This window comes from Sphingomonas sp. (assembly GCF_035758555.1).
Taxonomy (GTDB): Bacteria; Pseudomonadota; Alphaproteobacteria; order Sphingomonadales; family Sphingomonadaceae; genus Sphingomonas_B.
The window spans coordinates 1-9,726 of record NZ_DASTXI010000217.1; the positions used below are offsets into that span (position 1 = coordinate 1).

Below are 9,726 nucleotides of genomic sequence, written 5' to 3' on the forward strand. Positions count from 1 at the left end.
GACGATATCCTGGGTGCGCCGCACCGGCAGCAGCTCGCGCCACCGCCACAGGTCCGAAGGACGCGTTTCCACGTCTTCGCGCGACCATTCGCGCGCCAGCCGCTCAAGATCGTAGCGAACCAGCAGCGGCTTGCCCGCGTCCGACAGCTGATGGAGCGTGTCCGCGGGATATTTCTGCCCGCTCGCCGAGCATTCCAGATCAGTGACATAGGTGGGACGGTCGGCGGTCAGGTTCACATCGCTACGCATGCGGCGGCATTGACGACTCGGCGACGGTAAGGCAAGCGGCGCCTCGCCTTCGGGCGGGTATAGCTCAATGGTAGAGCACTAGCCTTCCAAGCTTGTGATACGGGTTCGATCCCCGTTACCCGCTCCACCGCTTTCCGCGACAAATCGCGACATAATCGCGGCGCCACCGACAAACTCCCGCGACCATTGCCGCCTAGACCGGCAGCATCGGAGGTGGGTTATGGCGACGGCTTTGATGATTTCGGCGCTTGGCGCACTGGCGCTGACCAGCGGGATCGCGTTGGCGGCCGGGCAGCCGCACGAGATGGGCGATCACCCGACGGGCGACATGACCCGCGCGCAGGTGGTCGCCATGGCGAACGCCCATTTCGACCGGATGGACCTCAACAAGGACGGCAGGCTCGACCGCGCCGACCGCGAGGCGATGCACGCGAAGATGGCGGCCGACATGTTCGACCGCACCGACGCCAATCACGACGGCACAATCAGCCGCGACGAATGGAATGCGGGGGCAGCGAAGCTCGCCGCGATGCACGGACGCGGCCGGCCGATGATGCGGCACATGGCGATGATGGCGGACGCGGACGGCGACCGCGCGATCAGCCGCGACGAATTCCAGAAGCGCGCGCTCGAGCATTTCGACCGGGCCGACGCGAACCACGATGGCACGATCAGCGCGGCGGAGCGCGAGCAGGCTCACGCCGCGATGCGGGAGCATTCCGAGCGCAAGTAACGCGCCTCCGGATGCCTCCGTCCGGCCAATCCGCGTCTTCCCCCTGTGGCGCGGCCGCCGGAGAGCCGGGGCGGACGAGGTCGACCCTGCCTCGTCCGCCCTTTCCTTTCCTGTGCAAGCCTGCTTGGAAAGGATGACATGGACGACAAGCCGCACATCCTGCTGGTCGACGACGAGCGCTCGATCCGCGAGCCGCTCGCGACCTATCTGAACCGCAACGGCTTTCGCGTGACGCAGGCCGGCGACGCCGGGCAGGCACGCGAGCGGCTGCACGGCTATGCGATCGACCTGGTCATCCTGGACGTGATGATGCCGGGCGAGGACGGCCTCAGCCTGTGCCGGCACATCCGCGAGACGTCGGAGCTGCCCGTCATCCTGCTGACCGCAATGGCGGAGGAGACCGACCGCATCGTCGGGCTCGAAATGGGCGCCGACGATTATGTCGTGAAGCCGTTTTCCCCGCGCGAGCTGGTCGCGCGGATCAAGGTGGTGCTGCGGCGGACCGGGCGCGGCGCCGGCATCAAGCAGCGTGCGCCCGAAACCGGCAGCTACGCCTTTGCGGGCTGGGTGCTGAAAGCTGGCGAGCGCGGGCTGGTCGACCCCGACGGCGTGCAGGTGCCGCTGTCGACCGGCGAGTTCAACCTGATGCTCGCTTTCGCCACCCACCCGCACCAGGTGCTGAGCCGCGATCAGTTGCTCGACCTGGCCTATGGCCGCGAGGCGCACGCGTTCGACCGTGCGATCGACAACCACATCAGCCGATTGAGACGGAAAATCGAGGCCGATCCGAAAAATCCGGGTTTGATCAAGACCGTATGGGGCGGCGGCTACACGCTGGCCGCCGACGTGACGCGGCTTTGAGGCGCGTCTGGCCCCGGAGCCTCGGCGCGCAGCTTGCCCTGCTGATGGCGCTGGCACTGGGCGTGGCGCAGGCGGTCAATTTCGTGCTGCTGCTGCAGGCGACCAAGCGCCAGACCTATGTGCAGACCGCGACGCTGGCGATCGCGCGGCTGGCCGAATCGGTGCAGCGGACTCGCACCGGCGCGACCACGCCGCAAATGCTGCGCGGGTCGCTTGCCTCCACCACCAGCCCGATCCGGCCGGAAATGGAGCTGCGGCCCGATGTCGCCGCTTTTGCCCGTGAAATGCTCGGCCAGGTCGGCATTCGCGTCGGCCATATCGAGGCGGCCGAGATTCCCGCGCGCGAGTTCCAGGTGCAGGTCGATGACAAGGGGCGGCTGCTGCGCCAGTCGGCCGTGCTGCAGCGCCGCGTGATCGTCGTGTCGGCCGAAATCGCGCCCTCGCGCTGGGTGACGACCGCGGCGCCGCTGCCGCCGCTCCACGCCGGCGTGTTCGGCGGGCTGATCTTCCAGACCTTCGTGCTTTACGGCTTCATCCTGCTGACGGTGTTGTGGGTCGGCGGACGATTGGCGCGGCCGCTCGCGGAGCTGCGCGACGCCGCCGAACGCTTCGACCGGCGCACCGCGCCAGAGCCGATCGCCGAGCAGGGCCCGTCCGACATCCGCCGGCTGATCGCGGCGTTCAACGCGATGCGGACGCGCATCACCGCGATGCTGGACGAGAAGGACCGGATGCTGGGCGCGATCGGCCACGATCTTCGCACGCCGCTCGCCTCGATGCGGGTGCGCACCGAGCTGGTCGAGGACGAAGGCGAGCGCGCGCGGATGGCGGCGACCATCGACGACATGAACAAGACGCTGGACGACATCCTGTCGCTCGCCCGGCTCGGTCATCCGAGCGAAGCCGAGCAGCGAGTCGACCTGCCGGCGCTGATCGACAGCGTCGCCGAGGAATTCGAGGATCTGGGCGCCGACGTCTCCGTCGAGGAGACCGACCGGCTGACGGTGCCGATGCGGCCGAGCCTGATGAAGCGCGCGCTCAGGAACCTGATCGAGAACGCGCTCAAATATGGCGAGCGCGCGCGGGTGCGCGTGCTCCGCGAGCCGGCCTGGGCGGTGGTCGAGGTCGACGATGACGGCCCCGGCATTCCGCCCGAAGAGATCGAGCGCATGTTCGAGGCGTTCACCCGGCTGGAGGGCTCGCGCAGCCGCGACACCGGGGGCGCGGGCCTCGGCCTCGCCCTCGCCCGCGCGATCGTCGACGCGCATGGCGGCACGCTGACGCTCGCCAACCGCGAGCACGGGTTGAGGGCGACGATGCGGCTGCCGCTCCAGGCTTAGCGGGGGCTAGCCGACCAGCGGCGAGAAGGTCGCCTCGCCGTTCAGGAAGTAGATTCTGGTGCGCCCGACAAAGCCCGAATCGGCGCCGATCACCAGCCACAGCTGCCCGTTCGCGTCGCTGGTGACGGCGGGAGCGGTGGCGCCGGTCGTCAGCGTCTTTTCGCTGTAGAGCGGCTGGTCGCAAGTGCCGGCGGTCGTGGTCTGGGTGAAATCGCCGAGCGCCGCGACGTCGGTGCCGCCGGTCGCCTGATCGCCCTTGTCGAAATTGACGGTGACGCGATTCAGCTGGGTGACCCTGGCCGGTTCCACTGCGCTCGCGCCGGCCTTGATCGTGACGTTCTCGCCGGGATTGCCCGGACAATTCGGCGGCGCATTGGTCGCGAAACGAAGGCTGACCGTCACCTGATAGCGGGTGTTGGGGGCAAGGCCCGTCACCGGCTTCCAGATATAGATGAACAGGTCGGTCGAGGGATTGGGCGCGGAGACCGCGAACCCGGAGAGACTGGCGAGCGGCGGGGGCAGCTGCTCCGGCTCGGCGCGGAACGCGATGATTGGCTCCTGGCCCGGCACGAAATCCGAATAGTCTGCCCGGAAACCGTTGGTGTCGTTGACGAACGAGAACTCGACCACTTTCGAGCCGAGCGTCGGGCTGGGGCCGGGAGTCGGCGTGCCGGTCGGGCCCGGTGTCGGAGCAGGAGTCGGGAGCGGCGTGGCGGTCGGGCTGGGGCCCGGCATCTGGCTCGAACCGTCGCCGCCGCATGCGCCGACTACCGTCAGCAGCGCGATTCCAAGGAAAGCAGACGAACGCATACCATTTCTCCCGGCCCCCCGGAGACGTTCAGAACGTATAGGCCAGCCCCAGACCTCCGTACCATTGATCGCGGTCGCCTGCGATCGCGACGATCGGCGAGCGGGCGTAGCGGCCGTGCACGCGGTAATAGCCGCCGCCGCCGACCAGCGACAGTCCGCCGGTCAGATCGCCGGTCAGCGACACGTTGACCAGTGCGGTCGCGCCCCATCCGAGCATGCCGGACTTGCGCGCGCTGAACGCCGGCAGGCCGCTCGCCACAGCGCCCGCAGGGGTGACGGTGAAATAATAGTCGCCATAGTCTTTGCCGACATAGTCGGCATAGCCGGACACAAGCACATAGGCCTTGCGGCTGAGCGGCGTTCCGTAGGTGACGGAAGGCGTGATCTGATAGCTGTCGTGTGCGCCGGCGACGTCATGAGTGTAGGTGACGCTGGCGCTGAGCGTGTCGTAGGCGCTGGTGATGACCCCGGTCTTGGCGATGCCGATATAGCCGCCGAGCTCGATCGCGGTGTCGAGCTTGCCGAGCGCCTTCACCTGCGGGTCCTTGATCGATCGTGTCCGGTTCAGGTTCACGCCGGCGACCGGGCCGAGCTGGAAATCGATGCCGTGCGGATCGCGGTTGCGGATCAGGTCGACGCTCGCCTCTGTGCCGCGGAACTGGAAATTGAAGCCGGAGATGCTGCCGCGCGCCCCGAGCGCGGGCACGACCAGATAATCGTCCGAGCCGACATAGGAGGGAATGTACGCCGCCCCGGCGGCGATCGTGACCGTCTCCTTCAGCAGCGGATCGTCGACCGCCGTCTGGGCGGCGGCGGGAGCGGCGGCGAACGCGGCGACGGCGATCAGGACTGGCTTCACGAAACGACCCTTATGCTTCCGATACGGACGCGCAACGTCCGGCCTGCCGATCAGTTGCGTCGTCGAAGCGCCCGAGCCCGCGATCGGTGCCGCACAGCCGGTCCCAGAACCGGAAATAAAGGCCGTAATTGCAGCGATAATGCTGGTGATGGCGCTGGTGGTGGCTGGCGGTGATGATCCAGCGGCCGAACGGGCCATGCACCAAGGCTCGCGGAAACATCTCCCACCCCATATGATTGGTGACGCCCATCACGGTCATCACCGCCAGTACCACCCCCAGCATCGCGGCGTGGATCGGGATCAGGAAAACCAGCGCCGGGATGACGACGGCGCCAGTGAATGCCTCCAAGGGCGAAAAGCTCATCGCCGCCCATGCCGTCGGCGGCCGGCTGGCATGATGGACGGCGTGGATGGCGCGAAACACGCCCGGCCGATGCATCCATCGGTGCGTCCAGTAGAACCAGCTATCGTGCGCTGCAAGGTAGAGCAGCACCGACACTGGCATCCACCAGAGCGGCCAGGCGGCCGGATCCGTATAGATCCGCGTCCATCCCCGCGCCTGCCAGCCCCAGGCGACGACGCCGGCGGGAATGCCGTAAATCGCGGCTGAGGCCAGCGACCACCCGATCTCCCGCCCGATCTGCGGCCCGAGTCCGGCATAGAGTCCCGGCCGCACCGCCCGCGTCGCAAACGCGAAGGCCCCGCTCACCGCAAGATAGCGGACGCCGACGATCACCGTCATCGCAAGCGCGGAAAGAAGGATCGGGGTCATGCCGCGTCTTAATGCAAAGCGCGTGGCGGCTATAGCCCCTCTCCCGCTTGCAAGAGAGGGAGCGCCCAAGCCGACAGGCTTGGGAGGGTGAGGGGGAAGCGAGCCGCGCTCGCTGCACGTCGCTCTGGCCCCTCACCCCGCTCCGGCATGCGGCCTGAGTCGCCTCTCCCCGCCGGGGAGAGGGGCTAGTCGGACGCACCCACGCAATTGTGGCAGGTGAACAGATTTCCCGGGTCGTATTTGCGCTTGGCCGTGAGCAGGCGGGGGTAATTGTCGCCCCAATAGGCGCGCTGCCAGTCGCGGCGGAAATAGTCGGATTCGGACATGTAGCAGCCGGCATCCGGCACCAGCCTGCGGAACGGCGCCATCGCGCGAGTGACGGCGGCTGCTTCCTTGCGGCCGGTCGCGACGTCGGGCTCGTGGCCGGGAATGCCGGGCCAGGCGGGCGGGCCCTCGGCAGCGCAAATCAGCAGCGCGAAGGCGTCAGCGACCTGGCCGTTCATGGCCGTCTCGCGGGCCGCCGCGATCGCTTGGGGCGCGCCGCCGGCGAGGCCTTTGTTGGTGTGCAGGCTGAAGCTCCATTCGGCGGAGGCGGCGACGATCGCATCGACCAACGCCTGCTGGCGGGCGGGCGCAAGCAGGTCCTTCGGCAGCCAGGCGGACTGGTAGGCGTGGAGCACCTGCCCCGCCTCGCCGCGATTGGTCGCCCAGAAGACATGGTCGGGCGAGGCACCGGGACGGTCGTCGGGCAGCACCACGCCCGGCAGCGCGCGCAGGAATTTCGGGTCCCAGAAATGGCGCGAATCCGCCGCCAGCACCAGCGGCTCGCCGGCGAGCTTGTAATCCTGCGGCCGGCTCTTCAGCCATGACAGGAGAGGCGCCCAGGTGGCGCGGATCGCCTGCTCGTCGAGGCTGTGGCACAGCATCGACACGCCGAGGCGCCGGCTGGGCGTGAAGCGGAGCTGCTCACCCCATTCGGGCCGGAACAGCGCTTCGGCATAAAAGGCTATCGTTCGTGCGACCAACGCGCGCCAGGCGGCGGCGTTCTGCGCCTCGACGGAGAACAGGATCGCGCCGATGGTCGGCGGCAGCGGATCGGTACGCTGCGTCACGCGCGTGACGACGCCGAACGTGCCGCCGCCTCCGCCGCGCAGCGCGAAGAACAGGTCCGGATCGCGCCAGCGATTGACTGTGCGGACCTGCCCGTCTGCGGTGACCACCTCCGCCTCCAGCAGATTGCCGGCCCCGGTGCCGAACGTCTTCGACAGGCTGCCGAAGCCGCCGCCCTGCACGAAGCCGCCGACGCCGACCGTCAGGCAACCGCCGCCCTGCACATAGCGGCCAGCCTCGACCGAGGCGGCGCGGTAGACGTCGCCCCAAATTGCGCCGGCGCCGATCGACACGGCCGGCTGCGCCGCTGTGCCGGCTGGAGCACCGTCGGGCACGAAGCCGTCGTGCAGCGCGACGGCATTCATCCGACGGGTCCAGACCAGCAGCGAGTTGGCCCTGTTCGAGTTGCCGAAATAGCTGTGGCCGCCGCCCTTCACGACCAGCCGGACGCCGTGCTCACGTGCGAAATTCACGGCGGCCGCTACATCGGCGGCGGTTTCCGCCGCGACCGCATAGTCGCTGGGCTGCGATGTCCAGGCATCGGTCCAGCCGAGCGACTGGGTCAGGCCTGGTTCGTCGCCCAGATAATAGGGATTTTTCAGCTTCGCGAACAGCGCATCGGCGCCCTTCCCGCCCGAGCGCGCGCATTCGGCAAGCGGCGAGCGCACCACCATCAGCCGCTCGCCCAGCCGGCGGCGGAGCGCGTCCCAGTCCGCGGGCTCTGGCCGGGCGAACCCCGCCTCGGGAAGCGCGGCCAGCGCAGGCGCCGCCGCCATCAGCTTCACGACCTGCCTGCGATCCATGCCCTCTCCTCCCGCCCTTCTTCTCGCAGCGCAGATGGCACGGGGCAACAGTTTGGCGGGCCGCGCCGTTGCGGCTAGGGCTTGAGGGTGAGCGAGGGCGACATCACGATCCTGGGCGGCGGGCTGGCGGGTGGGCTGATCGCCTTTGCGCTCAGCCAGCGCCGGCCGGAGGTGCGCGTGACGCTGGTCGAGCGCGGGGCGGCGCTGGGCGGCAATCACATCTGGTCGTTCTTCGACAGCGACATTGCCGATGCGGACCGATGGATCGTCGAGCCGTTCGTGTCGCACCGCTGGGACGGATACGAGGTGCGCTTTCCGGGGCACCGGCGGGTGCTTTCGTCCGGGTATAATTCCATCGATTCGGATCGGTTCGACCGGGTGCTGCGCGAGCGGCTGCCGGCCGTCCGCTTGAACGAGGAAGGCGAACCGGACGGCGCAGCAATCGATGCGCGGGGCGCAGGCGATCTCGGCACGCTCGATCTTGGATGGCAGAAATTCGTCGGGCGCGTGCTGCGCGTCGAGGGCGGCCACGGCCTGACGCGGCCGGTGGTGATGGACGCGACGGTCGATCAGGTCGACGGTTACCGGTTCGTCTACCTGCTGCCGTTCGATCGCGAATGCGTGTTCGTCGAGGACACTTATTACAGCGACACGCCCGGGCTGGACGTGGCCGCGATCGGCGCGCGGATCGAGGCCTATGCGGCGGCGCAGGGTTGGCGGGTAGCCGCACGGGAACGCGAGGAAACGGGCGTGCTGCCGGTGGTGATCGGAGGCGATTTCGACGCCTATTGGCGCTCCACCGGCAAAGCCATCGCCAAGGCCGGGATGCGCGCCGGGCTGTTCCACCCGACCACCGGCTACTCGCTGCCCGACGCAGTGCGGCTGGCGTCGGCCATTGCGGCGGCGCCGGACCTGTCCGCGGAAGCACTGGCGCGGCTGACGCGGGAGCATGCCGAACGGGCGTGGCAGGCCCGCGGCTTTTACCGGCTGCTCGACACGATGCTGTTCCGTGCGGCCGAGCCGGCGCAGCGCTACCACGTGCTGGAGCGCTTCTACCGGCTGCCGGAGCCGCTGATCGGGCGCTTCTATGCCGGGCAGACCACACTGGCCGATAAGGTGCGCATCCTTGCCGGGAAGCCGCCGGTGCCGGTCGGCCGTGCCCTTGCCGCGGTGCTCAAGCGATGAAGCGCGCAATCGTGATCGGCGCGGGGTTCGGCGGGTTGGCGCTGGCTATACGGCTGCAATCCGCGGGCGTGCAGACGACGATCGTCGAGGCGCGCGACAAGCCGGGCGGGCGCGCCTATTTCTGGGAGCGGGACGGCTTTATCTTCGATGCCGGACCGACCGTCATCACCGATCCCGATTGCCTGAAGGAGCTGTGGGCGCTGACCGGCCACAACATGGCCGAGGACGTCGAGCTGGTGCCGGTTGCGCCTTTCTACCGCCTCACCTGGCCGGACGGCACGGTGTTCGACTATTCGAACGGCGACGCGCAGCTGACGGCCGGGATCGCGAAGCTGAACCCGGCCGATGTGGCGGGATACCGGCGCTTCCTCGACTATGCGGCGGGCGTGTACCGCGAAGGTTATGTGAAGCTCGGCGCCGCGCCGTTCCTCGACTTTACGTCGATGCTGAAGGCGGCGCCGGCGCTGGCGCGCTATCAGGCCTGGCGGTCGGTCTATTCGGTCGTCTCGGGCTTCGTGCACAACGAGAAACTGCGCGAGGCGCTGAGCTTCCACACCTTGCTGGTCGGCGGCAATCCGATGACGACCAGCGCGATCTACGCGCTGATCCACAAGCTTGAGCGCGACGGCGGCGTGTGGTTCGCGAAAGGCGGCACCAACCGGCTGGTTGCGGGCATGGTGCGTCAGTTCGAACGGATCGGCGGAACGCTGCGGCTGGGCGACCCCGTTGTGGAGATCGAGAGCGCGGGCGACCACGTGACCGGCGTGCGCACCGCCAGCGGCTGGCGAGCGGAGGCGGACGCGGTCGCCTCCAACGCCGACATCGTGCACAGCTATCGCGATTTGCTGCCGAACGCGCGCGGGCGGCGCGAGGGGCGGCGGCTGGAGAAGAAGCGCTTCTCGCCGTCGTTGTTCCTGGTGCATTTCGGGGTGCGCGGCACGTTTCCGGAGCTGCCGCACCATATGATCCTGTTCGGTCCGCGCTATCGCGGGCTGCTGGACGAG

The 9,726-nt window shown here is 68.6% G+C and carries 9 protein-coding genes, 1 tRNA gene and 1 pseudogene; 6 read left to right on the plus strand and 5 right to left on the minus strand.

Annotation, left to right across the window (positions count from 1 at the left end):
* Positions 1 to 249 (minus strand): annotated as a pseudogene (locus VFT73_RS12820) (threonine synthase); the annotation flags it as partial.
* 53 nt (positions 250 to 302) lie between these two features.
* On the opposite strand from VFT73_RS12820, the gene VFT73_RS12825 reads away from it, so the two are divergent.
* From VFT73_RS12825 to VFT73_RS12840, 4 genes are all read left to right on the plus strand, one after another.
* Positions 303 to 376: transfer RNA gene (locus tag VFT73_RS12825), tRNA-Gly, on the plus strand.
* A gap of 93 nt (positions 377 to 469) precedes the next feature.
* A complete protein-coding gene (locus VFT73_RS12830) occupies positions 470 to 982 on the plus strand; it encodes a hypothetical protein (protein WP_326411730.1) in 513 nt (170 codons plus the stop codon).
* A 138-nt stretch (positions 983 to 1,120) separates the two neighbouring features.
* Positions 1,121 to 1,843 (plus strand): response regulator transcription factor, encoded by a 723-nt coding sequence (locus tag VFT73_RS12835; RefSeq protein ID WP_326411732.1) that lies wholly within the window; start codon positions 1,121 to 1,123, stop codon positions 1,841 to 1,843.
* Positions 1,840 to 3,183 carry an ATP-binding protein gene (locus VFT73_RS12840; RefSeq protein ID WP_326411734.1) on the plus strand — a complete coding sequence of 448 codons (1,344 nt, stop codon included), beginning with the start codon at positions 1,840 to 1,842 and terminating at the stop codon, positions 3,181 to 3,183. Before VFT73_RS12835 ends, VFT73_RS12840 begins: the two co-directional genes overlap by 4 nt.
* Positions 3,184 to 3,189: 6 nt before the next feature.
* On the opposite strand, the gene VFT73_RS12845 is transcribed toward VFT73_RS12840, so the two are convergent.
* The 4 genes from VFT73_RS12845 to VFT73_RS12860 all read right to left on the minus strand — a co-directional run bounded on the left by VFT73_RS12845 (position 3,190) and on the right by VFT73_RS12860 (position 7,537).
* A complete protein-coding gene (locus VFT73_RS12845) occupies positions 3,190 to 3,993 on the minus strand; it encodes a hypothetical protein (protein WP_326411736.1) in 804 nt (267 codons plus the stop codon).
* 28 nt (positions 3,994 to 4,021) lie between these two features.
* Positions 4,022 to 4,852, minus strand: coding sequence for a MipA/OmpV family protein (locus tag VFT73_RS12850; RefSeq protein WP_326411738.1), 831 nt, complete (start codon positions 4,850 to 4,852; stop codon positions 4,022 to 4,024).
* A gap of 10 nt (positions 4,853 to 4,862) precedes the next feature.
* Positions 4,863 to 5,624 carry a sterol desaturase family protein gene (locus VFT73_RS12855; RefSeq protein WP_326411740.1) on the minus strand — a complete coding sequence of 254 codons (762 nt, stop codon included), beginning with the start codon at positions 5,622 to 5,624 and terminating at the stop codon, positions 4,863 to 4,865.
* Between the two features lie 185 nt (positions 5,625 to 5,809).
* Positions 5,810 to 7,537, minus strand: coding sequence for an FAD-binding protein (locus tag VFT73_RS12860; RefSeq protein ID WP_326411742.1), 1,728 nt, complete (start codon positions 7,535 to 7,537; stop codon positions 5,810 to 5,812).
* Between the two features lie 87 nt (positions 7,538 to 7,624).
* On the opposite strand from VFT73_RS12860, the gene crtY reads away from it, so the two are divergent.
* On the plus strand, positions 7,625 to 8,722 hold the full coding sequence (gene crtY / locus VFT73_RS12865) for a lycopene beta-cyclase CrtY (RefSeq protein ID WP_326411744.1): 1,098 nt from the start codon (positions 7,625 to 7,627) through the stop codon (positions 8,720 to 8,722).
* Positions 8,719 to 9,726: phytoene desaturase family protein (gene crtI / locus VFT73_RS12870; protein WP_326411746.1), on the plus strand; the 1,008-nt coding region annotated here is incomplete at its 3' end. The genes crtY and crtI, both read left to right, overlap by 4 nt.